Annotated in this window: 21 protein-coding genes and 1 tRNA gene; 13 read left to right on the plus strand and 9 right to left on the minus strand. The window is 65.9% G+C overall.

The window, feature by feature from the left end; all coding sequences use genetic code 11:
- Nucleotides 1-324: 324 nt before the first annotated feature.
- Nucleotides 325-1131, minus strand: a complete 807-nt coding sequence (locus ACIQF4_RS16935; RefSeq protein ID WP_400517319.1) for a LysR family substrate-binding domain-containing protein — start codon at nucleotides 1129-1131, stop codon at nucleotides 325-327.
- Here ACIQF4_RS16935 and ACIQF4_RS16940 point away from each other — a divergent pair.
- Nucleotides 1130-1534 (plus strand): DUF5997 family protein, encoded by a 405-nt coding sequence (locus ACIQF4_RS16940; protein WP_400517297.1) that lies wholly within the window; start codon nucleotides 1130-1132, stop codon nucleotides 1532-1534. The two genes, ACIQF4_RS16935 and ACIQF4_RS16940, sit on opposite strands and share 2 nt — an antisense overlap.
- A 39-nt stretch (nucleotides 1535-1573) precedes the next feature.
- On the opposite strand, the gene ACIQF4_RS16945 is transcribed toward ACIQF4_RS16940, so the two are convergent.
- From ACIQF4_RS16945 to ACIQF4_RS16955, 3 genes are read right to left on the minus strand one after another with little or no spacing between them, the layout of a single operon-like run.
- On the minus strand, nucleotides 1574-1954 hold the full coding sequence (locus tag ACIQF4_RS16945) for a VOC family protein (protein WP_231457652.1): 381 nt from the start codon (nucleotides 1952-1954) through the stop codon (nucleotides 1574-1576).
- A gap of 19 nt (nucleotides 1955-1973) precedes the next feature.
- Nucleotides 1974-2456 carry a hypothetical protein gene (locus tag ACIQF4_RS16950; protein ID WP_400517298.1) on the minus strand — a complete coding sequence of 161 codons (483 nt, stop codon included), beginning with the start codon at nucleotides 2454-2456 and terminating at the stop codon, nucleotides 1974-1976.
- Nucleotides 2453-4915 (minus strand): molybdopterin oxidoreductase family protein, encoded by a 2463-nt coding sequence (locus tag ACIQF4_RS16955; RefSeq protein ID WP_400517299.1) that lies wholly within the window; start codon nucleotides 4913-4915, stop codon nucleotides 2453-2455. The genes ACIQF4_RS16950 and ACIQF4_RS16955 overlap by 4 nt, the downstream gene beginning before the upstream one ends.
- A 215-nt stretch (nucleotides 4916-5130) precedes the next feature.
- On the opposite strand from ACIQF4_RS16955, the gene ACIQF4_RS16960 reads away from it, so the two are divergent.
- Both ACIQF4_RS16960 and ACIQF4_RS16965 read left to right on the plus strand, forming a co-directional pair.
- Complete coding sequence (locus tag ACIQF4_RS16960; protein ID WP_400517300.1) at nucleotides 5131-5733, plus strand: hypothetical protein; 603 nt, start codon at nucleotides 5131-5133, stop codon at nucleotides 5731-5733.
- Nucleotides 5734-5793: 60 nt separating this feature from the next.
- Nucleotides 5794-6402 (plus strand): DUF6919 domain-containing protein, encoded by a 609-nt coding sequence (locus ACIQF4_RS16965; RefSeq protein ID WP_400517301.1) that lies wholly within the window; start codon nucleotides 5794-5796, stop codon nucleotides 6400-6402.
- 68 nt (nucleotides 6403-6470) lie between these two features.
- On the opposite strand, the gene ACIQF4_RS16970 is transcribed toward ACIQF4_RS16965, so the two are convergent.
- Together ACIQF4_RS16970 and ACIQF4_RS16975 are read right to left on the minus strand one after the other, a co-directional pair.
- Entirely contained in the window at nucleotides 6471-6953 is a 483-nt protein-coding gene (locus ACIQF4_RS16970; protein WP_350004160.1) for a pyridoxamine 5'-phosphate oxidase family protein, read from the minus strand.
- 110 nt (nucleotides 6954-7063) lie between these two features.
- Nucleotides 7064-8452 (minus strand): flavin monoamine oxidase family protein, encoded by a 1389-nt coding sequence (locus ACIQF4_RS16975; protein ID WP_400517302.1) that lies wholly within the window; start codon nucleotides 8450-8452, stop codon nucleotides 7064-7066.
- 138 nt (nucleotides 8453-8590) lie between these two features.
- Here ACIQF4_RS16975 and ACIQF4_RS16980 point away from each other — a divergent pair, with 138 nt between their 5' ends.
- Nucleotides 8591-9301, plus strand: coding sequence for a TetR/AcrR family transcriptional regulator (locus ACIQF4_RS16980; RefSeq protein ID WP_350004158.1), 711 nt, complete (start codon nucleotides 8591-8593; stop codon nucleotides 9299-9301).
- 15 nt (nucleotides 9302-9316) lie between these two features.
- Here the strand turns inward: ACIQF4_RS16980 and ACIQF4_RS16985 are convergent, their stop codons facing one another.
- Complete coding sequence (locus ACIQF4_RS16985) at nucleotides 9317-10246, minus strand: NADP-dependent oxidoreductase (protein ID WP_350004246.1); 930 nt, start codon at nucleotides 10244-10246, stop codon at nucleotides 9317-9319.
- 154 nt (nucleotides 10247-10400) lie between these two features.
- On the opposite strand from ACIQF4_RS16985, the gene ACIQF4_RS16990 reads away from it, so the two are divergent.
- Nucleotides 10401-11528 carry a mandelate racemase/muconate lactonizing enzyme family protein gene (locus ACIQF4_RS16990; RefSeq protein ID WP_400517303.1) on the plus strand — a complete coding sequence of 376 codons (1128 nt, stop codon included), beginning with the start codon at nucleotides 10401-10403 and terminating at the stop codon, nucleotides 11526-11528.
- A 10-nt stretch (nucleotides 11529-11538) separates the two neighbouring features.
- Nucleotides 11539-12237 carry a FadR/GntR family transcriptional regulator gene (locus ACIQF4_RS16995; protein WP_400517304.1) on the plus strand — a complete coding sequence of 233 codons (699 nt, stop codon included), beginning with the start codon at nucleotides 11539-11541 and terminating at the stop codon, nucleotides 12235-12237.
- 193 nt (nucleotides 12238-12430) lie between these two features.
- On the opposite strand, the gene ACIQF4_RS17000 is transcribed toward ACIQF4_RS16995, so the two are convergent.
- A tRNA-Leu gene (locus ACIQF4_RS17000) sits at nucleotides 12431-12513 on the minus strand.
- A 374-nt stretch (nucleotides 12514-12887) separates the two neighbouring features.
- Between ACIQF4_RS17000 and ACIQF4_RS17005 the strand changes: the two genes are divergently transcribed.
- The 7 genes from ACIQF4_RS17005 to pknB are packed head-to-tail and all read left to right on the plus strand — an operon-like array spanning nucleotide 12888 to nucleotide 22332.
- On the plus strand, nucleotides 12888-13631 hold the full coding sequence (locus tag ACIQF4_RS17005) for a DUF3662 and FHA domain-containing protein (RefSeq protein WP_350004156.1): 744 nt from the start codon (nucleotides 12888-12890) through the stop codon (nucleotides 13629-13631).
- The gene (locus ACIQF4_RS17010; RefSeq protein WP_350004155.1) at nucleotides 13628-14110 is read left to right on the plus strand and encodes an FHA domain-containing protein; all 483 of its coding nucleotides are present in this window, start codon (nucleotides 13628-13630) and stop codon (nucleotides 14108-14110) included. Before ACIQF4_RS17005 ends, ACIQF4_RS17010 begins: the two co-directional genes overlap by 4 nt.
- A gap of 11 nt (nucleotides 14111-14121) precedes the next feature.
- Nucleotides 14122-15771, plus strand: coding sequence for a PP2C family protein-serine/threonine phosphatase (locus ACIQF4_RS17015; protein WP_400517320.1), 1650 nt, complete (start codon nucleotides 14122-14124; stop codon nucleotides 15769-15771).
- Nucleotides 15768-17165, plus strand: a complete 1398-nt coding sequence (locus ACIQF4_RS17020; protein WP_350004154.1) for an FtsW/RodA/SpoVE family cell cycle protein — start codon at nucleotides 15768-15770, stop codon at nucleotides 17163-17165. Before ACIQF4_RS17015 ends, ACIQF4_RS17020 begins: the two co-directional genes overlap by 4 nt.
- A complete protein-coding gene (locus ACIQF4_RS17025) occupies nucleotides 17162-18622 on the plus strand; it encodes a penicillin-binding protein 2 (RefSeq protein WP_350004153.1) in 1461 nt (486 codons plus the stop codon). Before ACIQF4_RS17020 ends, ACIQF4_RS17025 begins: the two co-directional genes overlap by 4 nt.
- A complete protein-coding gene (locus ACIQF4_RS17030) occupies nucleotides 18619-20361 on the plus strand; it encodes a protein kinase (protein ID WP_400517305.1) in 1743 nt (580 codons plus the stop codon). The genes ACIQF4_RS17025 and ACIQF4_RS17030 overlap by 4 nt, the downstream gene beginning before the upstream one ends.
- 15 nt (nucleotides 20362-20376) lie before the next feature.
- On the plus strand, nucleotides 20377-22332 hold the full coding sequence (gene pknB, locus ACIQF4_RS17035; protein ID WP_400517306.1) for a Stk1 family PASTA domain-containing Ser/Thr kinase: 1956 nt from the start codon (nucleotides 20377-20379) through the stop codon (nucleotides 22330-22332).
- Nucleotides 22333-22349: 17 nt separating this feature from the next.
- On the opposite strand, the gene ACIQF4_RS17040 is transcribed toward pknB, so the two are convergent.
- The gene (locus ACIQF4_RS17040) at nucleotides 22350-22991 is read right to left on the minus strand and encodes a glutamine amidotransferase-related protein (RefSeq protein WP_350004150.1); all 642 of its coding nucleotides are present in this window, start codon (nucleotides 22989-22991) and stop codon (nucleotides 22350-22352) included.
- Nucleotides 22992-23155: the final 164 nt, after the last annotated feature.

Consider the following 23155-nt stretch of genomic DNA (forward strand, 5'->3'; position numbering starts at 1 on the left):
CAGGACCTCAAGGAACCAGCCCAGGAAGCCATGGAAAACGTCAAGGCCACCGCCACCGACGCCGCCCAGAACGTCAAAACCGAAGGCCAGCACGCCGCCACCGACGTCAAAGACCACGCCACCGACGCCGCAGGCCACGTCAAAAACACCTAGGAGCACCTAGGAATATCCAGGCAACAGGCCGGCTCCGTTTGGAGCCGGCCTGTTGCCGTTAACGCTGTTATTCCTGCTTGTGCGGCACGCGCTGGCTTTAGCCGCCATAAAGCATGGGAACTAAGCCGACAGCACCAAGCGTCCGGCACTAAATGTCCGGGCACGAACCAGCTAGCGTTTGCCCTTCTTCCGTGAGCCCTTGCCCCGCCCCTTGTCCGGGTTCGGGGCGTACCGTTGGGCAACCTTGGGCGCCTTCTTGGCTCCGGTGCCCCGGCGGTCCGGTTTGGGTTCCTTTTTGGTTTTCACCGGCTGGGCCGAGGGCTGCCGGGAGCTCTGCGCCGTCCGTCCGCGGACAATCCCGATGAACTCCTCAATTACTTCATCAGTTGAATCCGAGGCCCACGCCACGGCGATTTCCGTGCCCGGAGCGCCGGTGAGCCGCCGCGCCACCGTGTCCTTGACGTTGAAGTGCCGGGCAACGGACATGGGGAGGATGGCCAGCCCGGCGCCCGTGGCCACCACCTGCAGGGCGGCCTCCGGGCCTCCGAGTGCAGCCACGTCGAGGAAGGATTCCTGTTCCAGGTCCGCCAGGGCCACCTCCTCGAATACGGAAATCTCGTGCCCCTTGGGTGCCACCACCACCGGCTGCTCGTCGTACAGCGGAATGACGCTGAGGCCTTCGCGCTCCACGGGGAGCCGGACGAAGCTGAGGTCCGCGGAACCCTCGCGGAGCACCGCAACCTGGGCGCCGTCGTCGGACATGAACGCCTGCAACGGAACGTCCGGCATCCGCTCTTCCCACCGCCGGATCCATTTGCCCGGGGTTACCCCGGCCACATACGCGATGCGGAGCGTGCGGGGCGCGGCGTCGTCCGCCTGCCCGGCAGGCTGGTCCTGGTCACCGGGACTGGTTGTCTGGGGGATGTCGTGGGAGGGCACGTCTTCACAGTACCGTCCGCCCGGATACCCTTGAAGCATGACCTCTGCAAACTCCCAGTCCATGAAGCCGGCCACTGTTGCCAAGAAACTTGGCATCTACCTGCCCGCAACACCCCAGGAGTTCCAGGATTCAACCATCACCCGCGCCGAGTTCGCCGAACTGCAGGCCAACCCGCCGGAGTGGCTTGCCGAGCTCCGCCACAACGGCCCGCACCCCCGCCCGGTGGTGGCCCAGAAACTGAACGTTTCCATCAGCGGCCTGGCGCGCGGCGGCGTGGAGGAAGCGCTGACGACGGCGGAGATCACCGCGCTGCTGCAGGCGCCCCCGCAGTGGCTGGTCACTGAGCGGGCAACGCACGCCGCCGTCCGGGCCGAGGCGCAGCGCGTCAAGGAAGAATCCGCGAAGAAGGACGCCAAGAAGGCCCGCGCCAAAGCCGAGTAGGCCCGACCCGGTCTCATCAGGGGCTTGTTCGCGGACCCCTCAGTCCTGGTGCAGCTGGATGAAGTTGCCGCAGCCGTCGTCGAACACCGCGCTGATCCCGGACGGGTCCTCAGCCGGTTCGCCCTTGAAACTGACCCCCGCCGCTACCAGCCGCTCGTACTCCGCGCGCACGTCCGGCACGCCGAAGACGATAGCCGGGAGGCCGGCGTCGTGCACGGCGTTCATGTAGGCGGCGCCGATCGGGTTGTCGCTGGGCTCCAGGAGCAGCCCCACTGAACCGGCGTCCGAGCCCGGGTCCTTGATGATGTACAGGTTGTGCTCGGGCATGGCCATCAGCGTCTCGAAGCCCAGGGTTCCTGTGTAGAAGGCGTGGGCGGCGGCGGGGTCCTTGACGTGGATGCTGCACATTTTGAGTCTCATGGACCCCAACATACCCCCCTCAACTCACCAGGACCTGGGTTGCGGATTCCTTGAGCTTCCCGTTGGCCCACTTCATCTGCCGGAGGTTCTGCGGATGGCAGCGCTGGGCCACCTCCAGCAGGTCCGTGTGCTTGATCCCCTGAGCCGCCTGCGCCAGCAGTTCCCAGTCCGCGGACACTCCGCAGGCTTTGATGTACACCTCGCGCAGGTCCCGCAGGAGTACCAGCCCGGCCTCGCCTTCCCGGCCGATCAGTCGGCTGCCCTTTTCCCGGAGCCGCTCCGTCAACGTGTTTTCGCTCCGCGGCTCGGGGTCAAGATCCTGGCCATACCGGGTGGCGATGGCGGCGATCTCACGGACGTGCTGCTGAGACCACTTCGCCAGGTCGCGGCCCAGGTGGTAGATCTCGTGGTCCACCTTGTGCCGTTCGGAGATGTGGAAGAGCTCCTGCGCCAGGTCGTTTTCGTCCCGGTGCAGCTGTCCGAGTACCAGTCCGATCTTCATCGCGGTTCCTCCCCTGCGGTGGTGTCTTCCTCGGCAAACGCTGTCGGGATGCCCCTGGTCCCTGCGCCGGGAAGTTCGACGGCGGGTGCGGACGCCGTGTTCGTCGGCGCCGGCGCCGGTCCCTTGCCTGCGCCCACGCGGCGGATGCGGGCTGCGGCGGTCTTGAAGATGGGCTGCTTGGACGCGGCGTCCCAGTCGGTCATGGTCAACTCGTTGGCGGCGCGGCCCATGTCACTTGGTTCGTGCCCGGCGCCGGTGTCCCAGTACCCGTAGTGGAAGGGCAGGAACAGCACACCCTCGAGGATGCCGCCGACACGCACCTGCGCGCGTACCGACCCCCGTGGAGTCTCCACCTCCGCAACGTCACCTTCGGCAATCCCGTACGTGCCGGCGTCGTGCGCCGACATCTCAACCCACACCTCCGGGGCCGCCGCCTGCAGTTCCGGCGCGCGAGCGGTCTTGGTGCGGGTATGGAAGTGGAAGAGGGTGCGGCCGGTGATGAGCTGCAGCGGGAACTTCTGGCTGGGCAGCTCGTGGGGCGGGACATACTCAGCGGCCTTGATGATGGCCCGCCCGTCCGGGTTCAGGGCCTTGTACTCCTCCGGTTCCACGGGAGCGCCGGTGACCAGGTCGCGGCCGTACGTTTCGCAATACTCGGGATGCGCCCAGAACTTCCCGTCCACATAGATGCGTTCCGTGCCGTCCGGGTTTTCGTCGTTGCACGGCCACTGGATGCCGGAACCGCCGCGGAGCTTGGCGTAGGTGATGCCGGTGTAGTCGCAGGGGCGGCCGCGGCTGCATTCCTTCCAGGCCTCGAAGGCGGACTCGGCGTCGTGCCACTTGATCAGCGGCTGGCCGTCCTTGTCCTTCAGGTCCATCCGGTGGGCGTAATCGAGAAAGATGTCCAGGTCCGGGCGGGCTTCGCCGGGCGGCTCCACCGCCTTTTCGGACAGGTGCACCGTGCGGTCCACGTTGGTGAACGTCCCCGTTTTCTCGCCCCAGGTGGCGGCGGGCAGGACGACGTCGGCCAGCTGGGCGGTCTCGGACAGGAAGATGTCCTGCACCACCAGGAAGAGGCGGTCCTGCTTCAGGATGGAGCGCACGCGGGCCAGTTCCGGCAGCGATACAGCCGGGTTGGTGCCGCTGACCCACAGCATCCTGATGGAACCCTCCTCCACATACCGGATCATCTGCATGACGTGGGTGGGCGGCGAGTAGTGCGGGATGGACATGGGATCGATGTTCCACACCCGGGCCAGGTCCTGGACGTGGGCGTCGTTGGACCAGTTCCGGAAAGCCGCGAGGTCCCCGTCGGCGCCGCACTCCCGCGTGTTCTCCGCCGTCGGCTGGCCGTTCATCTGCAGGATCCCGCAGCCGGGCTTGCCCAGCATGCCCCGGATGATGTTGATGTTGTTGACCTGCACCGCGGCGGCCGTGGCCTGGTTCGACTGGTAGAAGCCCTGCAGAACGGTGGACAGCAGCCGCTCGGCCTGGCCGATGATCCGGGCTGCCTCCTGGATCTTCTCTGCCGGGACCCCACAGATTTCGGCGACGAGCGCCGGCGGGTACTTCTTGACTTCCTTCTCCAGCTCCTCGAGCCCCACCGTGTGGGCCTTGACGTAGTCTTGGTCCACCCAGCCGTTGGCGATGATCTCGTGCAGGAGCGCATTCATCAGGGCAACGTTCGTACCTGGCCGCGGGGCGAGGTGGACCGTTGCAGCCTTGGCCACCGGAGTAAGTCTCGGGTCCACGCAGATGAGCCTGGGCGGGTTGGGCCCGGCCAGCCGGTCCAGCATGCGGCTCCAGAGGACGGTCTGGGTTTCGGCGACATTGTGCCCGTAGAGTGCGATCACGTCGGCGTGGTCCACGTCCGTGTAGGAGCCGGGCTGACCGTCGCAGCCAAAGGATTCTTTGAGGGCCTCCGCCGCGGTGGCGGTGCACAACCGCGTGTTGCCATCCACGTGGTTGGTGCCGATACCGCCGTGGGCGATGGTGCCCAGCGTGTAGTACTCCTCGGCGAACAGCTGTCCCGTGGTGTAGAAGCCGATGCCGCTGGCGCCTTGCTTCGCCAGCACCGCCCTGGACTGCGCCACAACCCTGCCCATGGCGGTATCCCAGTCGGTCTCGACCAGTTTCCCGTTTTCGCGGACCAGGGGCCTGGTCAGCCGGTCCGGGGAGGCATTGGCCTGCCAGCCGTAAAGGTCCTTGGGCCCCAGCCGGCCGTGGTTGACGCGGTCTTCCGCCCGCCCGCGTACACCCACAATCCGGTTGTCCTTCACGGCGATATCCATGGCATCGCCGTTGGAGTGGAGGATGGAGGCCGTTTGCACCCATCGGTCAACATCATCCGGCACGACGCCTTCGGCCAGATGCGAGTCAACCCGCACCGGCCACATTCCTCCGCTGGGATACGGGGTCCTGCTGCCCCAGGGTTCGGCGATCCGGTCTATCCGAGCCATCAGTCCATCTCCTGTCCCGAAATCGGGCACGGCAGCGGCGCCGGTCCCCGTACGGCAAACCTACCCGCCTGCCACCTGCCGAAACAGGACCTGACCGGGAGTTACTGTCCCCCACCGCGGCGGAGCCATTGACCCGCTCCCGGGAACGGGGTGGAATGGAATGACCAGCCCGGGATTCCGCGGCCCGGGCATGCGCTGGAAGTAGGGTGTCCGCCATGGGGGAAGGATTCTTCGAAGGACTGGTCCAGGGAGCCTGGGCCCTGCTGCTCTGCGGCCCGGTGCTGGTTGCCAGCGTTGCGGCCACCATCTTCGTGGTCCGGCGGCGCGCGCTTGCCGGCGGGAGCGGCCCGACAGGGCGTTCAGACCAGCTGTTCTGGGACCTGTTCCTGGGGTCAGCCGTTGCTGTTCCCGCCCTGCTCATTCCCACCCTGATCTCGCCGTGGACGGGCCTGTTCCTGGGAGGCGCGGGCGTTGCCGCCGGCATGGCCGCCTACCTCTGGACGCCGAAATATCTCGCGCGGCGTACTGCGCGGCATGACTTCCGGGCGCTGGAGTCCGCCCACCTTGCAGCGCAGGCGCGGCATGACGAACTGATCGCCCGGTGGCGGCGCTATGAGCTGGATCCGGCCTGCTCCATTGACTATCCGGCGCTGACGGATGTCCGGACCCCCGAAACCTCAGCCCTCATCAAGGCCATGAGGCAGGCTGACGAGCTGCGTGGCGCGCCCCACCAGGGATATCCCGACGCCGTCACCAGCCTGGGTACCACCCTTGCCGCTGCCGAGCGGGCAGCAGGCGTCCCGGCGGAGCAGGCCTAGACGTTACCCGCTGTTTCGCCTGCCATGGAAAAGGGAACCCTGCGGAGATAGCATCCAACGATGGATCCCCAGGAGTTGCCAACCCATGACCAGTTCGGCCGGAGGCTTGAGGACCGCGGCGTCTGGCGGCAGGCCACCACCCTGGCTGCGGCCGGAGAACTGACCGCCCGCTGGCTGGAAGGGGCGAGCCAGTACCAGCCTGGAACCTTCGCCCCCGGCTTTGACAGTGAAACCAGGCCACTCGCGGCCTCCCTAGCGGAGTTGAACCGTCACGGTCTCTTCACCAAGGAGTCCCAGCCCGGCCTCCGCCTGGGCCCGGCGGCACAACGGCAGTACGTGACGGGGTTTTGCTCCGCGGCCGCTGCCTCAGCCCTTATCGGCTTGTCCGCCCGCACGGAACTGGTCACGGTGGTCCACGCCCCCGGCGAGGCCAGCAGCGCCGCAATCCCGGTGACGCTGGCAGGAACCGAAGTCACCACGGTGCTGGGCTCCAGCGAAAACCCGGTGGATGAGGAACAGATCCGCGATTGGGCGGACGAAACCAACGAGTCCCTGGCGCTGCTGCTCGCCGACTCCTGGTATGTGGAGGTCTTCGACCCCGTCTGGGGCCGGAACGAGATGCTGCTGCCGGAGGTCCTGGCCGCCCTCTCAGCGGTGGAACCCGGATAACGGCACAACGCCAAGGGCGGGGCGGCCTCAGCCGCCCCGCCCCTGCACTTCCATCCGGCCGGCAGACCCTACAGGTCCACCGTGCCGCTCTCGCCGACGCTCATCCGGCTGTTGGTGACCTTGGACTTGACCCACTGGAGCACCGTGGCAGCGGTACCGCCGGGGCTGGTCCAGTATTCCGCCGAGTCCGAGTCGATGCGGAGCAGGCACACCTCGGGGGTATCCGGCCCATCCGGGAACCAGGCTTCAACCGCCTGGTTCCACATCTCGCGGATCTTGTCCCGGTCCGTGACAACCTGCGCCGTTCCAGCGACGGAAACCCATTCGGTGTTCTTGCCGAAGGAGACGTTCACGCGGGGGTCCGCCCGGACATGGGCCACCTGTGAGGTGCCAAGGCCCGTGAAGAACCACATGTCGCCGTCGTCCTTTACCTCCTGGACAGCCAGCGGCCGGCTCACGAGGGCGCCTTCTTCGTTGATGGTGGTCAACATTCCGATGCGGGAATCATTGATGATGTCCGTAACCTTGCTGATGCTCTCAGTGTCAGTCATATCTCACCTCGTTGGTCTGCTTGCGGGGAAACTCCCCTCCGGCCAGCCTATTGGTAAGCATGCTTATTTTCCAGCCCGAGACGTCCTGTCCGCCGTGCGCTGAAACCCGCTCAGGCTCCGGCAGGGACAGCAACACGCGCCACTTCCATGATCCGGGCCGCGGTGTGCCGGCCCATCCGGATGGCGCCGTCAACGTGCTGGTAGCCTTCGGCGGCCAGATCCGATGAGGACCAGTAGATGGGGCCCACCGGGGCGTGCTGGTCCTTGCCGTAGCGGTGCAGGCCGCCGAGGTCGTAACTGGAGGCATACGCACCGCGGGTCCATTCCTCCGAACCCCAGTCCGACTCGTAGTAGACCTCGGGCTCCAGTGCCTCGGCACCCAGGAACCCGGCGATGGACTCCAGGATGGCGCGCTTGCGTTCCTCGGCACCCAACTCGAAGACGGCGTCGGCCTTTTCATCCGAGACGAACCCCACCAGGGTGCCCCTGGCGTCCCCGAAGTTGGTGTTGTCGTACACCTCCTGGACCAGGGATCCGGCACCGAAGCAGGTGCCGGACAGTCCGGAGTTCCGCCAGAACGGGCGGCTGTAGACGGCGTGGACCTTAATGACCAGGCCCAGTGACTGGTGCTGGTGCATCTGGTGCTGGCGGCGCGGCAGCGGCGGGTTGAAGGAGACGCGTGAGTAGAGGTTGGGAGGCACGGCCATAATCACGTAGCGTGCGTTGACGGTTGCCCCGTCCGAGACCACGGTGACGCGGTGCCCTTCGGCATCCGGCTCCCAGTTGATGGTGCGCACCGGGGAATTAAGGACGACGTCGTCGCCCAGCTCCTGCGCGAGCAGCAGGGACACCTGCTGCATTCCGCCCACCACGCGCCGGTCCAGGATGAAGTCCTCGTCCGTGAGGTGGGTGAAGGACCCCGCCGAGGCCGCCATCAGCACGGCCTGCAGGGCGGAAAAAGCGTGGGCCGGCTTGGTGAGCATGCCGCCGGCAATGAAGAGGCCGATGTTGTTGCACGCTTCCTCGTTGGACGAGTACTGCCGCAGCCAGTGGTGGAAGGAGATAGTGTCCAGCTCACGCGCCTTCGGGTGCGCCCACGGCTCGGTGGCGCCGATTTCTGCTGCCAGCCCGTCCAGCAGTGCGGTCAGCTTATCCATTTCGGCCTGCGTATCAGGGTCCACGGGGAACGAATCTCCGGCGTAGCGCACAGGGACCCCGTCCGCGCCGATGTACATAGACTCACCCTCGCGGTACCTGGGGTACGTCTGGAGGCCCAATTCGTCCAGGAGTTCCAGGAGCACGGTTTGATCCGGCGAGACCCACTGGCCGCCGATCTCCAGCATTGCACCGTCAACCGTGCCGGTCCAGGTGCGGCCGCCCACGCGGTCCCGCGCCTCAAGCACGGCAACGGTGAGGCCGGCCTTCTTCAGTTCACGGGCTGCGGTGAGCCCGGACGGCCCGGCTCCGACGACCACGACGTCGCGGTTCAGGTTCTGCATGATGTCCTCTCTTTGGTCCTGCCAAGTGACGGGACCACTAAATGAACGGCATTCATTTATTAGAACTATAGCCGGTCCTGGCAGGGACGGGAAGGCCCCGGTGGAATAATGCTGGAGACCACCAACGAAAGGGCAGGCATGCCGGCAGTATCAGCCACTCAGGGGCGCCCCTCGGGGAGTGCCGGCACCCAGAGGCGGAGGGCCGGCAGGCCGTCCGCCGCCGTCCTGGACAAGGCCGGCATCACGGCGGCGGCACTGGAGCTGATCAACCGCAAGGGGTATGACGGCCTCACCATGGCCGCGCTGGCCAGGGAACTGGACGTGGCGCCGTCGGCCCTTTACAACCACGTAGCCTCCAAGCAGGATGTGCTGCTCCTGGTGGAGGACCACCTGATGTCCCTGGTTGACGTCTCAGGATTCGGCTCCGGAGCCTGGGAAGCCGGGGTCCGCACGTGGGCCTGGAGCTACCGGGACGTCTTTGCCGCCCACACGCCACTGATTCCAGTCATCGCTGTCCTGCCCGTCACTGATGCGCCCCAGACCCTGGCCATGTACGAGACCGTAAGCAAGGGATTCGCCGACGCCGGGTTCCCGCAGGAGCACATCATTCCCGCCATCGTGGCGCTGGAGTCCTTCATCTTCGGCTCCGCTTACGACGTCACCGCCCCGGAGGACATCTTCGAATCCGGATCAATGGCGGAGTCCACCCCCTACTTCACGGCTGCCGTGCGGAGCTCGGCGTCGCGCCGGGACGCGCCGGCCGGGCAGGAACGGGGCCGCCCGGCCGATACCGCGTTCCATCGCGGACTCGAGGCCCTGATCACGGGATTCGGGGCGATCAGGAAGTAGCGTCCGCCCCAGGAATCAGGCGGACTGGTCCACTGCCACAACAATCTTGCCGCGGGTATGCCCCTCCATGTTGAGCCGGAATGCATCCGCCGCCTGGGCCAGGGGGAACACCTTGGCAACCTCCACCCGCATCTTCCTCTCGTCCACCAAGTCGGCAAGCTCCTGCAGCTGGGCGCCGACGGGGCTTACCCACATCCAGGCGCCGCCATGTTCCTCAACGTCACTGTCGGCAATGGAGGCATGCCTGCCGCCTTCTGCAAGGACCGCCAGGGTGGCCTCAAGGTTCCCGCCAACAAAATCGGCAACCACCTCCACCCCGCCCGGGCGGAGCGACCTGACCCGGCCGGCAAGGCCCTCGCCGTAGGCGATGGGATGCGCGCCCAGGGAGCGAAGGAATTCGTGGTTCTTTTCCGACGCCGTCGCAATGACGTCGGCGCCCAGGGCCATGGCAATCTGGATGCCCAGGGATCCCACACCGCCGGCTCCGCCGTGGATCAGCACGGTTTCGCCGGACGCGAGGCCCAGGCGGTTCAGGACCTGGTAGGCGGTCAAACCCGCCAAGGGAAGCCCCGCCGACTCGTGCCATTCAAGGGTTGCCGGCTTTCGCGCCAGGAGCCTCTCCGGAAGGGCAATGTATTCGGCAAAGCTGCCGCCATGGACATAATCTTTGCGTCCGTAGGAGATCACTTCGTCTCCGGGCTTGAACTGCCGGGAATCAATTCCCACGGATTCCACCACGCCAGCCACATCCCACCCCGGGATCGCCGGGAACTGCAGGTCCATTGCCGCATCCAGGTAGCCCGCCATGATTTTCCAGTCGACCGGGTTGACCGACGCCGCCTTCACCTTGACCAGGACCATTCCAGGCCCCACTTTCGGCATGGGTTGCTCGGTAAGCCCAAGAACGTCGGGGCTGCCATATTCGCTGTAAGTGATTGCCTTCATTCCTGCGTCAACAGCGTCCCGGCCCGCCGCTATTCCTGCCGCGTGCCGGGAGTGGCCGATCACACGGAGACAGTATGGCACTTGTAATACAAGTGCCATACTTATATCCTAAGAGGGCGGGCGAAGGAGCCCGGCCCCGCCCGAAGGAGAACCCGTGAGTACCGTCGACCTGATCCGGCACGTCAAGCTGTCCACCGCCCGCCTGCCCCTCCCTGTTCCCATCAGCGACGCGAAAGTCTTCACGGGACGCCAGAGGCCCATGACCGAGGTCATCTTCCTCTTCGCTGAAATCACCACGGAACTTGGGCACACGGGCGTCGGCTTCAGCTACTCCAAGCGCGCCGGCGGTCCGGCGCAGTACGCACACGCCAAGGAAGTCGCCGCGGGCATCATTGGCGAGGATCCCAACGACATCGCGAAGATCTACACCAAACTGCTGTGGGCAGGCGCGTCGGTGGGCCGCTCCGGAGTGGCCACCCAGGCCTTGGCGGCGATTGATATTGCCCTCTACGACCTCAAAGCCAAGCGTGCCGGCCTGCCGCTGGCCAAGTTCCTGGGCACGTACCGCGACTCCGTGCAGACCTATAACACCTCGGGCGGTTTCCTCAACGCCAGCCTTGAGGAGGTCAAGGCCCGCGCCACGCAGTCGCTTGAGGAGGGCATCGGCGGCATTAAGATCAAGGTCGGCCTGCCGGACAGCAAGGAGGACCTCCGCCGTGTCGCCGGGGTTCGCGAGCATATTGGCTGGGACGTTCCGCTGATGGTGGACGCCAACCAGCAATGGGACCGGGCCACCGCCCTTCGGATGGGACGCCAGCTCGAAGAGTTCAACCTGATCTGGATTGAAGAACCCCTCGACGCCTACGACTTCGAGGGCCACGCGCACCTGGCGCAGGTCCTGGACACTCCCATTGCCACCGGCGAAATGCTCGCCTCCGTCGCTGAACACAAGGGCCTGATCAACGCCAACAGCTGCGACATCATCCAGCCGGACGCGCCCCGGGTGGGCGGCATTACCCAGTTCCTCCGCCTCGCCGCCCTGGCGGACGAGCGCGGGCTGGGCCTGGCCCCGCATTTCGCCATGGAGATCCACCTGCACCTGGCCGCTGCCTACCCGCGCGAACCCTGGGTTGAGCACTTCGACTGGCTGGATCCGCTGTTCAACGAACGCCTCGAGACCAAAAACGGCCGGATGATCGTGCCGGACCGCCCCGGCCTCGGCATCACCCTGAGCGACCAGGCGCGCGCGTGGACCACCGAATCAGTGGAGTTCGGCGCGTAACCTAGTTGCCATGACCCGGAACCTCACCGCGGACCTCGCCGCCGACCTTCGCACGCGCATTGTGGACGGCGTCATCCAGCCGGGCGAGAAGCTTCCCAGTGAAAACACCCTGATCAGCGACTTTGGCGTCAGCCGTACCGTCGTGCGGGCCGCACTGACCCGGCTCCAGGCCGAGGGACTGGTGGAAACCGAACGGGGGCGGGGAAGCTTTGCCCTGACACCGCCGTCGGACGGGCCCTCCCCCGGGCCGGGGGCGCGCCCGGTAGCCACGATGGAGGACCGGCTGCATCTGCTGGAGTTCCGCATGGGCGTGGAGACGGAAGCCGCTGCGCTGGCAGCGCGCAACCACACTGAGCGGCAACTGCGGGCCGTCACCACAGCCCTTGAGGAGTTCACCGCCAGTGCGGGGCACCCGGCGCACGCCATGAAGTCGGACTTTGAGTTCCACCGGGCTGTGGCCGCCGCCTCCGGCAACCCCTATTACTCCGACTGCCTTGCAGCGCTGGGCCAGACGATGATCGCGATGCCGCGCACCCGGCTGATGACCGGCGTCGAACACTACGCCCGGGACCACTTTGACCAGGTGGTGCAGGAGCACCGGTCCATCTCGGAGGCGATCGCGGACGGGGACGAGGCCGCCGCCGCGGCCGCAATGCGCAGCCACCTGGCAAATTCACGACGCCGGTTCAAGGCTTCCGCGCGCCCCTAGCGGGCGGGAATATCGCCGCCGCATTGGCACCAACCGGCTCCCGTCGTCGAACCAGGCCTTGAGGCACCCGGGTTTGGACATAACACCCGGAAACCCCGGGGTGAAAAGTCCAAACAGCGGTGCAATCGGCTTTACGTAAACCCAGTGAACGCAGAAGAGCCCCGGTCCTAAGACCGGGGCTCTTCCAATTGCGTGCGCGAGGGGGGATTTGAACCCCCACACCCTTTCGGATACTGGCACCTGAAGCCAGCGCGTCTGCCGTTCCGCCACTCGCGCGCAACTTCTTCCACTCAGCAGGGCCCCGTTTCCAGGATCCGCAACCTTGTAAAAGCAGCGAGATCAAGCATAACGGACACTGCACGGAAATTACCAATTGGGGTCCGCACGCCTGCCCGGGCCCGGCGGAACCAGCACATTCGCGCCCCCGTCCAGGCAGGGAACTGCTGCCGGATCCGGCCTTCCCGCGGCAGGGAAGCGAACTTTTGCAGGCGGCGGGCCGTTGTGGATTAAGGTCATTCACAGGCCTGCCCAGTAGTATCGGATGTAGGAGTGGCTGCCGCACGCGCGCACGCTCCTGAGTTGTGAACTGCACGGCGGGTGAAGTTCCGGAACGGAAGCAGCCCCGCAGCCGGGGGGAAAGGAGAAGGATCATGGGTCTGCTGGACAAGGTTGAACGCGGCATTGAAAAGGCTGTCCGAGGCGTCTTCTCCACCGGCTCACGGGCCCAGGTTGAACCCGTGGAAATCGCCAGTAGGCTCCGCCGCGAGGTGGACCACAAGGCCCTGACAGTATCGGCCGGCCGCACCCTGGCACCCAATGTTTTCGACGTCCAGCTCAGTGACGACGACTTCAAGAGGGCCCAGGAATGGGGCACTCCGCTGGCGGAAGAATTGTGCGATGTGGTGATCAACCACGTTCGCAGCCAGGGCTATACGCTTCAGGGTTCAGTGCGGATTTCCTTCCGCCGGGACAGCGAATTGCGGGCCGGCGACTTTGAAATCATCTCCTCCACCGAGAAGTCCCAGGGTTCCCCCACCGGCGCCCCGGCGCGGTCCAACGTGCCGGCCGCTCCCAGCCGCCAGCCGGTCCGGCTCCAGCCCGTCCTGGACATCGACGGGCAGCGGTACTCCCTGAACGCGCCCTCGATTGTGCTGGGCAGGTCGTCGGATGCCGACATCCATGTCGAGGACACCGGGGTTTCGCGCCGCCACCTGGAAATCCGCACGGCCAACGGAGTCACCAGCGCCGTGGACATGGGTTCCACCAACGGCAGCTACGTCAACGGGCAGAAGGTGTCAGGGAGCACCGAACTCACTGACGGCTCCACCATCACTATGGGACGGACAAAAATCATCTTCCGCCTTCTGCCTGCCGGCCCTGGCGGCCGCGCATGAGCGACCTGACCATCACGGCCCTGCGCTTTGGCTTCCTCCTGCTCCTTTGGGTGCTGATTTTCAGCATCGTCTCGGCGATGAGGCGGGACCTCATGGTGGGACGCAAGGCAGCTTCCGGAGCCCCGACCCAGCGCCAGGTCCGCAAGAATCCTGATCTGGCGGAAGCCGCACCGCAGCCGGTGAAGCAGCAGGCCCACCAGCTTGTTGTCATCGAGGGGCCGCTCAAGGGAACCACCCTTCCGCTGGCCGCCAGCCCCATCCTCCTGGGTCGGGCCCAGGAGGCCACGCTGGTCCTGGAGGACGACTACGCCTCGGGCCGCCATGCCAGGCTTTTCCCCCAAGGAAGCCGCTGGTTCATCGAGGATCTCGGCTCAACGAACGGAACGTACCTGGCGGACCAGCAACTTACCCGTGCCCTGCCGGTTGAGCCAGGGGTACCCGTGAGAATCGGCAAGACGGTCATCGAATTGAGGCCATAGCCGTGGCCGCAATGCAGTCCCCCGCAAACGGGCACCAGCCCCCGCAGCGGCCCCTCATCATGCGCTTTGCCGCGCGCTCCGACGTCGGCCGCATCCGCTCCAAGAATGACGATTCCGCCTACGCGGGCCGGCACCTAGCCGTTGTCGCGGACGGTATGGGCGGCCATGCCGGCGGCGATGTCGCCTCCGCCGCCACCGTCCTGGACATGATCCACCTGGACCGCGGCGGCTACGACGGTGACGCAGGCACTGTCCTTGCCGACGAAATCCAGACTGCCAACTCGCTGCTGTCCGAACTGGTACACCAGAACCCCAAGCTGGCGGGAATGGGCACCACGGTCACGGCACTCCTGCTGGCGGAGGGAAAGCTCCACTTCGCACACATCGGTGATTCCCGGGCCTACCGCCTGCGCAAGGGCGAATTCAAGCAGGTGAGCGTGGACCACACGTTCGTCCAGCGGCTCATTGACGAAGGCAGGCTCCGCCCGGAAGAGGCGGAAAGCCACCCGCACAAGAATGTCCTGATGCGGGTCCTGGGAGACGTCGACGCCAGTCCCGAACTTGATCTCGACACCCTGGACGTACTGCCGGGAGACCGCTGGCTGCTTTGCTCCGACGGGCTGAACTACGTTGCCGGCCACGCCGTGGAACGGACAGTGCGGGAAACCAAGGACCTCCGCGAATGCGTGGAAACCCTGGTGGACCTGACCCTGGAAGCCGGTTCCCCGGACAACGTCACGGTCATCATGGTGGAAATCGTCGAAGAAACGCCCGACGACGTCAGTACAGCCGCCGTCGAAGTCATTCCTTCCACAGGTGCAGCCTTGGCCGCTGCCGCGGCAGCGCGGAAAAGCACCCCACCGGAGGGCAGCACCACCCCCGCCGGGAACGGGGACCCTGACTCCGAGGAAGCGAAAGACGCGGCGGGCGGCAAGGACACCAGCGCTGCGCCGTCCGTGCAGGAGGGCTCCACCGATCCGCACCTGGGCGAGCACCTTTCAGCAGAAGTACTCAGGGAGGAACTTGCCTCCCGGCCTCACGAACTTGTGGGTGCTGCAGCTGCGGCGGCGGAGTCCGGCTCCATCCCAACTATTGCCGGACGTACTGTGGCGCGCCGGGCAGCGACCCTCCTCACCCACAGGGCCGAACAGCCGGGCAACGACCCGGAGGACAACCTGGTCCCGCTCAAGCCGCGCCGGTGGGTTACGTGGGCGGTTTCCGCCGTGGTGCTGGTTGCCCTGACCGCAGGGCTGTGGCTGGGTTATGCCTGGACACAGACCCGGTATTACGTAGGTGAGCATGATTCCCGGGTTGCGATCTTCAACGGGGTTTCGCAGCGCCTTGGACCCATCGGACTGTCCAGCCTGGAGACCGTTACGGAGATCCGGATGGATTCGCTGCCGCCCTTTTCACAGCAGCGCGTCCGCCAGACCGTGCCCGCCAATGACCTCTACGACGCGCAGCGGATCGTGAAGAACCTTGAGCTCACCGGGACAACGTCTCCTGAGCAGGACTGCGTACCGCCCTCACCTTCGCCGGCTGCGACCAGCCCGTCCCCGGCTCCCACGGAGTCTCCAACTCCAGCCCCGGAGGCAGCTCCCGCGCCAGCCGGCCCGTCGCCGTCACCCAGCCCCTCCGTCACCTGTGAGGCGGTCCAATGAGCCAGCCCAGCACCATGCCCAAACCACGCCGCAACGTCGAACTGGTGCTGCTCCTGCTCGCCCTCGCCGTGGGCATCGGTGCCAGCATGCTGGTGGGGATCGACCGGGAAAACGCCTTCGATTCTGACTTCTGGTTCCAGTCCGGGCTCCTGGCCGTCGCTGCCCTGGTGTTCCACGGGGTCCTGCGCTTCCGCGCAAAGTATGCTGATCCAGTAATACTTCCTCTCGTGGTGGCACTAAACGGGCTCGGGCTCGCCATGATCCACCGGCTGGACGCACCCGGTGATGACACCGGAAACAACCAGCTGCGCTGGACCCTGATCGCCATGGCTGTTGCCATTGCGGTCATCTGGTTCCTCAAGGACCACCGGGTCCTTCGCCGTTTCACCTTCATCTCCCTGGCTGCCAGCGCGCTGCTCCTCATCCTGCCCCTGGTTCCGGGCATCACGGCCGGCGAGATCCTTGGTGCGAGGGTCTGGATCCGCCTTGGCCCCATGACCTTCCAGCCTGGTGAGGTCGCCAAGATCACCCTGGCCATATTCTTCGCTGGTTATCTTTCCTCCAACCGCGACCTGATCCTGCTGGCGGGCCGGAAGGTGGGGCCGCTGCAGTTCCCGCGGTTCAAGGACATGGGCCCGATGATCACCGCCTGGCTGGTCAGCATCGGCGTCTTGATTTTCCAGCGGGACCTTGGATCCTCGATCCTGTTCTTCGGCCTGTTCATTGTGATGATCTACGTGGCCACCAGCCGGATCAGCTGGGTAGTCATAGGCCTGGCGCTCATCGCCGGCGGCGGATTCCTGGCGGCCCAGGTGTTCTCCCACGTGCAGCTCCGCATCGACGGCTGGCTCAATGCCTTCACACCCGAGGTCTACGACCGGTTTCCTGGTGGAAGCCGGCAAATCATCCAGGGGCTCTTCGGCATGGCCAATGGCGGCCTGGTGGGCACCGGACTTGGCCAGGGGCGCCCCGACCTGGTTCCCTTCGCCAACAGCGACATGATCATCGCTTCCCTGGGCGAGGAGTTGGGGCTCATTGGCCTGTTCGCCATCGTCCTGATGTACCTGCTGCTGTTCACCCGTGGCTTCCGCGCCGCCCTGGGCACACGTGACGCTTTCGGAAAGCTGCTTGCCTGCGGTTTGTCCTTCGCCGTGGCACTGCAGTGCTTTGTGGTGATCGGTGGCGTGACCCGCCTGATCCCGCTGACGGGCCTGACCACGCCTTTCCTGGCGGCCGGCGGCTCGTCCCTGCTGGCTAACTGGATCATTGTTGGCCTGCTCCTGATGATCTCGCATACGGCACGCGGCCCCGTAGACACCACTCCCCTGCCGCCGGGCAAAGGCTCGGAAGCACCCGGCATTGATACTCCTACCGAGGCGGTGAAGCACCTGTGAACCAGGCAATACGGCATTCATGGGTGGCGGCCATCGCCATGTTCGCTCTGATCTTCGGTGCCATCAGCTACGTCCAGGTGATCGGGGCGGACGAACTCAAGGCCAACCCCTGGAACCAGCGCGCTGTCCTGCAAAGCTTCTGCAACGATCGTGGCGCCATCATCGTGGACGGAACACCCGTGGCGGAGTCCGTGGAGACCGGTTCGGAGACCTGTGCCTTCCAGCGCACGTACCCGCAGCCGGAACTCTATGCAGGAATTACCGGCTACTTCTCACAGAACTTTGGCGCCACCGCCCTGGAGCAGTCCATGGGAGCCGAGCTGGCCGGCAACTCGGACCAGCTGTTCCTGGACCGGGTGGGCCAGCTGTTCCTCGGCAACCAGCCCAAGGGGGCGTCCGTGGAACTCACCATCGATCCTGAAATCCAGCAGCTTGCCTACAGCCTGATCCCAGACGGCCAGCGTGGCTCCATTGTGGTTACCAACCCCAAGACGGGAGCCATCCTGGCCATGGTCTCCAAACCCTCCTATGACCCGAACCTGGTAGCTACCCAGGACCTCGCCGCGGCAGATGCCAGCATGAACGAGCTGGTCAAGGTGCCCGGGATCAACCTGAACCCCAACGTGAGCGGACCCACCGGGGAGCTCCTGGCCCCTGGCTCCGTGTTCAAGCTGGTGGATACCGCAGCGGCTCTGGCATCCGGGAAGTACAACAAGGACAGTGAACTCCCCAACCCCGCGGAGCTGCCGTTCGAGGGCATCCAGTACCGCCTGCCCAACTACGCGGGCGGCAACTGCTACACGCGGGACACAGCCAGCTTCGCCTTCGCGCTCCAGCAGTCCTGCAACACCCCCTTCGCCAGCATCGCCCTTGACCTTGGCCGCGACGCCATTGCCGAACAGGCCAATAAGTTTGGTTTCGGCCAGGACATGGGCGACCAGCTCAAGCTTGACTACGCCAGCGGAAACACCTTCCCTGACGACCTCGACGGCCCCGGCCTGGCGCAGTCCGTCATCGGGCAGAAGGACGTCAGGGCCACGCCCTTGCAGGTGGCGCTGATGACCGCCGCAATCGCGAATGACGGCGTCCAGATGCAGCCCACGCTCATCAAAACCCTGCGCTCCCCGGACCTCAGGGTGATTGATGAACCGCAGCCAAAGCCGCTGCGGACCTCCACCACCCCGGAGATCGCCAACCAGATTACGGAGTGGATGGTGAGTGCGGTCAGCGAGGGCATCGCCAATCGGGCGGCGGTTCCCGGCGTCCAGGTGGCAGGAAAAACAGGAACGGCCGAGCTCGGCAACGGAGCCAACAACTCGTGGTTCACCGGTTTTGCCCCCGCAAACAACCCGCAGGTTGGTGTCACGATCGTCATGGAAGGCGTGGACATCACCACCGGAGCACAGCTGACCAGTCCGAACGCGAAGAGAATTTTTGAGGCGGTGTTGAATAAGTGAGGCCTACAACCGGAATCACCCTCGGCGGGCGGTTCCAGCTGACCACGCGGATCGCGATTGGTGGCATGGGCGAGGTGTGGAAGGCCAAAGACCTCGTCCTGGGCCGCATCGTCGCGATCAAGGTGCTGAAAGAGGAGTACACGGGCGATCCCGGATTCCTCCAGCGTTTCCGCGCTGAGGCCCGCCACACCGCGCTCCTGAACCACGTGGGCATCGCCAACGTCTTCGACTACGGCGAGGAGGAAGGTTCCGCCTACCTGGTCATGGAACTGGTGCCAGGCCAGCCGCTGAGCAGCATCATCGAACACGAGCAGGTCCTCTCGCCGGACCGTACGCTGTCCATCATCGCCCAGACCGCCCGTGCCCTCTCCGTTGCCCACACCCAGGGCCTGGTGCACCGCGACGTGAAACCGGGCAACCTCCTGATCACCCCTGACGGACGGGTCAAAGTCACGGACTTCGGCATTGCCCGCCTCGCCAACCAGGTGCCGCTCACCCAGACCGGCCAGGTGATGGGCACCGCGCAATACCTGGCACCCGAGCAGGCCACGGGCCAGACGGCCACCGGGTCGTCGGACATCTACGCTCTCGGCGTCATCGGCTATGAGTGCCTGACCGGCCACCGCCCCTTCTCCGGCGAATCCCAGATCGCGATTGCCCTCGCCCAGGTCAATGATGCTCCGCCGCCCCTTCCGGAATCACTGCCCACCCCGGTACGCGCCCTCCTGATGTCCATGCTGGCCAAGGACCCCAAGGACCGGCCGGAGAACGCCATCAAGCTGGCCGAGGCAGCCGAAGCCATCCGCAACGGTGACATCAGCGCCGCCCGCGCAGCCGTCCCTGGGATGCTCCTCTTTGACGCTGACACCGGTCCCATCACGGCTCCGGTGGACACCGCCACGGCGCCCACCGGGGTCATCGGCGCGCAGCGGGATGATTCCCCAAGCCGGACGTCCGCATTGCCGGTGCTCGGCGCGGGTGCTGCGGGTGCAGCCGCGGGAGCGGCCGCCGGCGCCGCCGGTGCAGCCGCCGATGCCGACGCCCCCCAGGGGACGCTGGCCCGGGCCAACGCCCTCGCCGCGGAGCGCAAGTGGGTTCCGGAAGAGACAACGTACGACGACGAGCCCGCCGATGAGCCCCAGCGCAAGGGCCGCAGCCCCTGGACCTGGCCCCTGATCGCCCTGATCCTTCTGCTTCTGTTTGCCCTTGTTGGGTTCTTCCTCAGCCAGCGGGGAATCCTCTTCCCCTCCGAGGACCCCACGTCCGCGGTGACCACAAGCAGCGCGGCGCCGAGCAGCGCCAGCCCCACCCGGACAAGCCAGTCCGCCACCCCCACGCAGACCCGCTCGACGCCCACGGCGACTCAAGAACCCACGCCGGAACTGGTCAACGTGATACCGGCCGCTTATCTTGGCAAGGACTACCGGCAGGTGCAGGCGGATCTTGCTGCCTTGGGCCTCGCAGTAACCGTTGTGCCGCAGGAAAGCACCGACGACGCCCCGGGGAGGGTCATCGAACTGAACCCGACGGGAGCAGTGCCGGAGGGCACCGCAATCACCGTCGTCTACGCCGTGGCACCCGAGCCGGAACCCACAACATCCGCCCCAGCTCCAGCTCCACCTTCGGCTCCTACGGCGGCACCCACCACCTCGGCGGTGGCGGCGCCCACCGTCGAGTCAGCACTGCCCGACTGCACGGACGGCCAGCAGCCGGGCACGCCCCCAACCTGCAACCCGTAGCCGCCAGGACATCCCATGAATGAGTCACCGCGCACCCCGTTGCACCGTGAGGACAGCCTCCCGGTGGATAACCGCCGTGTCCTTAGCGGCCGCTACGAGCTGGGCGGCCTGATCGGGCGCGGCGGCATGGCGGACGTGTACCGCGGTGTGGATACCCGCCTGGGGCGGACGGTGGCCATCAAGCTGCTGCGGCCGGACCTGGCCCGTGATCCGCAGTTCCAGGCCAGGTTCAAGCGCGAGGCACAGGCGGTGGCGGCGCTCAACCACTCCTCCATCGTCGCCATATACGACACCGGGGAGCACCTCGTCCACGATGGCTCCGAGGACGTCCGGGTGCCCTACATCGTGATGGAGTTCGTGGAAGGAAAGACCCTCCGCGAACTGATCCGCGGCCACGACGTCACCATCGGCCAGGCCATCGACTACTGCATGGGCGTCCTGGGCGCGCTCGAATACAGCCATAAGGCCGGGATCGTCCACCGGGACATCAAACCGGCCAACGTGATGTACTGCGAAAGCACCAACTCGGTCAAGGTGATGGACTTCGGGATAGCCCGCGCCATCGCGGATTCTTCGGCCACCATGACCCAGACACAAGCCGTGGTGGGCACTGCCCAGTACCTGTCTCCCGAGCAGGCCCGCGGCGAAGCCGTTGACGCGCGGAGCGACCTCTACTCCGCTGCCTGCCTGCTGTACGAAATGCTCACGTCACGTCCGCCGTTCGTCGGTGACAGCCCCGTCTCGGTGGCCTACCAGCATGTCCGCGAAATACCGGAGCCGGCCAGTACCCTCAATCCGGACGTCACTCCGGCCCTGGACAGTGTGCTGTCCAAGGCCCTGCAAAAGAACCGCGACGACAGGTTCCAGGACGCCGCAGCCTTCCGCCGTGCCCTCCGCGCTGCCCGGTCGGGGGTGCCGGTACCGGCGCTGCCGGCCTCCGAAGCGCCGACCGATCCAAATGACCACGTCCCCGTTCCGTCTGCTCCGGCCACCGAAGCTTTCGGTGTCACAGGCGCCGGGTTCCTGGACGATGCTCCCACCGGCAGGCTGGCCGCAACGCACGCCTCTTCCGGTGGAAGCGGCGCCAACATTCCCCTCGCAGCCGTTGCAGATGACCATAACGAGGCCGGGGTGCTGCCGCTTGGCCTCCCGCCGGAACGTGAGCCGAGCCCCCGGCAGAAGTCCCGCCGTCGTGCGTGGATCGCGACCCTTGTGGTCTTCACGTTGCTGGTCCTCGCAGGCGGCGCGCTGTGGCTGTACACCACCGTCAACCGGCCTGCCCCGGAAGTGCCCAAAGTCCAGATTCCGGTGGTGGCTGCCATGACCGAGTCAGCGGCGCTGCAGGAACTGTACAACGCGGACCTCAAGCCCAGGATTGTCCGCTCGCAGCACGATTCCGTTCCCAAGGGCACGGCGATCGGCACCGAGCCGGAGTCCGGCGCATCCATGGATCCGGGCGCGGAGGTAGTCCTGAACATCTCCGAGGGCCCCAGCGCCGTCATGATTCCCGAAAGCCTGCCAGGGAAGACAGAAGCAGCGGCCAGGGATATCCTGCGTCAAAGCGGCCTGGCTGGAGCCCCCTCAACCACCACGGCCAACAGCGCCACGGTTCCTGCCGGAATCGTGATCACCACCAGCCCCGCGCCCGGCCAGATGGTGGGCGTGGGAACCAGCGTGGAGCTGATTGTGTCCACCGGCAAGGTGGCGCTTCCGGAACTGCGGGGACGTACCCGCGAAGAGGCTGAGGCTGCGCTGAAGGAGCTGAGCCTGGTTCCTGCGGTGATCGAGGTGGAGAATGCCCAGGTGGAGGCTGGCAGGGTGACGGATCAGAGCGATCCGGTCAACGCGACGGTGGAGCAGGGCAAGACCGTCACGATCGTGGTGGCCAAGGCCCCGCCGCCGCCCCCGCCAAGCCCCGAGCCCACGCCAACTCCCACTCCCAAGCCGACCTCCACCAAGGATGACGACTGACCGGGGCAGCAGGCAGGTCAGTGCTGGATCAGCGGGCTTAATTTGGCTGCCCGGGCGGCCGCGCCCTTCATTCCCAGCGACTCCAGCCAGTTGCCCAGCATCTGGTAGCCGCCCTCGGTGAGCACCGATTCCGGGTGGAACTGCACGCCGCACAGCGGCGCAGTGCGGTGCTGGAGCCCCATCACCACGCCTGAGGCGGTCTCTGCGGTGACTTCCAGGACGTCGGGGATTGATTCGCGGACGGCTGCCAGCGAGTGGTAGCGCGTGGCGGTGACGGGGGAGGGGAGTCCGGAAAAGACGCTGGTGCCAATGTGCTGGACCAGGGACGTCTTGCCGTGCATCAACTCCGGGGCGTGGGTGACCTTCCCCCCGAAGGCCTCGGCGAGGGCCTGGTGCCCCAGGCATACGCCGAACATGGGCACGCTGTTCTCGCCGCACCACTTGATCAGTTCAATGCATACCCCGGCTTCAGCGGGGTTGCCGGGGCCGGGTGAAATGAGCACACCGTCCCGGGTGCTGGCCAGTTCAATGGCCTCTGCCAGGGTTACATCGTCATTGCGGACAACCGTGGTCTCGGCGCCGAGTTCCTGGAGGTAGCCCACCAGGGTGTAGACGAAGCTGTCGTAGTTATCCACCACGAGGATTTTGGTTGTGGTCACTGGCTTGTTGAACCAATCGTTGAGTCGGTGAATTGGGTGTATTCGGACATCCAGGGGAAAAGGAACTGAACCATCAATACCAGTGCCGCCGCAATGAGCACCAACGAGGTGAAGATCCGCAGCCAGAGGGGTCCGGGAAGATGCCGGAAGATCCAGCCGTACAT

Source organism: Pseudarthrobacter sp. NPDC092202, assembly GCF_044755505.1.
In the GTDB taxonomy this organism is placed as follows: domain Bacteria; phylum Actinomycetota; class Actinomycetes; order Actinomycetales; family Micrococcaceae; genus Arthrobacter.

Coding starts and splice junctions, on each gene's coding strand:
- ACIQF4_RS16940 (WP_400517297.1), top strand. CDS start 1,130: ATGACCTCTGCAAACTCCCAGTCCATGAAGCCGGCCACTGTTGCCAAG.
- ACIQF4_RS16935 (WP_400517319.1), bottom strand. CDS start 1,131: ATGCTTCAAGGGTATCCGGGCGGACGGTACTGTGAAGACGTGCCCTCC.
- ACIQF4_RS16945 (WP_231457652.1), bottom strand. CDS start 1,954: ATGAGACTCAAAATGTGCAGCATCCACGTCAAGGACCCCGCCGCCGCC.
- ACIQF4_RS16950 (WP_400517298.1), bottom strand. CDS start 2,456: ATGAAGATCGGACTGGTACTCGGACAGCTGCACCGGGACGAAAACGAC.
- ACIQF4_RS16955 (WP_400517299.1), bottom strand. CDS start 4,915: ATGGCTCGGATAGACCGGATCGCCGAACCCTGGGGCAGCAGGACCCCG.
- ACIQF4_RS16960 (WP_400517300.1), top strand. CDS start 5,131: ATGGGGGAAGGATTCTTCGAAGGACTGGTCCAGGGAGCCTGGGCCCTG.
- ACIQF4_RS16965 (WP_400517301.1), top strand. CDS start 5,794: ATGGATCCCCAGGAGTTGCCAACCCATGACCAGTTCGGCCGGAGGCTT.
- ACIQF4_RS16970 (WP_350004160.1), bottom strand. CDS start 6,953: ATGACTGACACTGAGAGCATCAGCAAGGTTACGGACATCATCAATGAT.
- ACIQF4_RS16975 (WP_400517302.1), bottom strand. CDS start 8,452: ATGCAGAACCTGAACCGCGACGTCGTGGTCGTCGGAGCCGGGCCGTCC.
- ACIQF4_RS16980 (WP_350004158.1), top strand. CDS start 8,591: ATGCCGGCAGTATCAGCCACTCAGGGGCGCCCCTCGGGGAGTGCCGGC.
- ACIQF4_RS16985 (WP_350004246.1), bottom strand. CDS start 10,246: ATGAAGGCAATCACTTACAGCGAATATGGCAGCCCCGACGTTCTTGGG.
- ACIQF4_RS16995 (WP_400517304.1), top strand. CDS start 11,539: ATGACCCGGAACCTCACCGCGGACCTCGCCGCCGACCTTCGCACGCGC.
- ACIQF4_RS17005 (WP_350004156.1), top strand. CDS start 12,888: ATGGGTCTGCTGGACAAGGTTGAACGCGGCATTGAAAAGGCTGTCCGA.
- ACIQF4_RS17010 (WP_350004155.1), top strand. CDS start 13,628: ATGAGCGACCTGACCATCACGGCCCTGCGCTTTGGCTTCCTCCTGCTC.
- ACIQF4_RS17015 (WP_400517320.1), top strand. CDS start 14,122: ATGCAGTCCCCCGCAAACGGGCACCAGCCCCCGCAGCGGCCCCTCATC.
- ACIQF4_RS17020 (WP_350004154.1), top strand. CDS start 15,768: ATGAGCCAGCCCAGCACCATGCCCAAACCACGCCGCAACGTCGAACTG.
- pknB (WP_400517306.1), top strand. CDS start 20,377: ATGAATGAGTCACCGCGCACCCCGTTGCACCGTGAGGACAGCCTCCCG.